This is a genomic window from Streptomyces sp. YS-3, assembly GCF_045257485.1.
Taxonomy (GTDB): Bacteria; Actinomycetota; Actinomycetes; order Streptomycetales; family Streptomycetaceae; genus Streptomyces.
Genome location: NZ_JBJHPC010001038.1, coordinates 1 through 1,179, shown reverse-complemented (window position 1 = coordinate 1,179; position 1,179 = coordinate 1). Strand labels below are relative to the sequence as shown.

The following is a 1,179-nucleotide window of genomic DNA, read 5'->3' as shown; positions in this document are numbered from 1 at the left end:
GGCCCACCCCGCCCAGCACATAGCCGACCTCCACCCGCGCGGCGGCCCCCGGCGCGTGCCGCAGGGCGTTGCTGAGGGCCTCCTGGATGATGCGGTACGCGGAGAGCTCGACCCCCTGCGGGAGTTCGCGCACCGCGCCGGTGACCGCCTTGGTCACCTCAAGCCCCGCGTCGCGTACGTTCGCGAGCAGCCGGTCGAGGTCGGCGAGGGTGGGCTGGGGCGCGTCCGGCGCCTCGTAGTCCTCCGCGCGTACGACACCGAGGACGCGGCGCAGTTCGGTGAGCGCGGCCACCGCGTTCTCCCGGATGGTGGCGAACGCCGCCGTCAGCTCGGCGGGCGGGTCCTCGACGCGGTACGGGGCCGCCTCGGCCTGGATCGCGACCACCGACATGTGGTGCGCGACCACGTCGTGCAGCTCGCGCGCGATGGTGGTGCGCTCTTCGAGCACGGTCCGCTTGTCGCGTTCGACGGCGGTGACCGACTGCTCGACGGTGATCTTCCGCTCGGCGTCCCGGCGTACGTTCACGAGGACGGCGATCAGGAGCAGGATCGCGGACGTCACGGCCATGGGCCCTTCGTCCGACGCGCCGTAGCCGCCGTAGTCGCCCGCGCCGGTGGGGAACTCCAGCGCGGAGCCGAGCAGCAGCGTCAGGAGCCACATCCAGGCGGCGGTCCGGGGCCGGGTGCGCAGCGCCACCACGACCATCACGGCGAGCTGCGAGAGGAAGCCGCCCGGCCCCCAGGGCCAGACGGAGAAACTGTGCCCACCCCCGCCGAGGACGGCCATGACGACCGTGCACGCGCACACCGTCCACCAGGCGCCGACCGGCCGTATCAGCGTCATGGCGACGGGGAGCCCGGTGAGCAGACCCGTGGCCGCCCAGACGACCACCCACGGGCCCGAGCCCTGGGAGCGGTCGGTGTAGGTGATCATCGCGGCGCAGAAGGCGACGAAGAGGACGGCCGCGTGCCGGCTCCAGGCGGCGTACCGGCGCAGCCGGGCGGGCAGATGGCGCACCAGCGGGCCGTCCGTGCGCATCGGCGGCAGCGGCCGGTAGGCGAAGGCGTCCCGGAACAGGTCCCGGCGGAGCCCGCCGAACAGGTCCATGGCGAGCAGGAACTCGGGGCTGCGTCCGCCGCTGCCCGGCGTACCGCCCGGCGGGGGGCTGAGGGTCTCGT

Annotated in this window: 1 protein-coding gene; it reads right to left on the bottom strand. The window is 74.3% G+C overall.

Features of this window, described 5'->3' with window-relative positions:
* Nucleotides 1-1,117: sensor histidine kinase (locus ACJA3G_RS37325; protein WP_406557448.1), on the bottom strand; the 1,117-nt coding region annotated here is incomplete at its 3' end.
* Nucleotides 1,118-1,179: the final 62 nt, after the last annotated feature.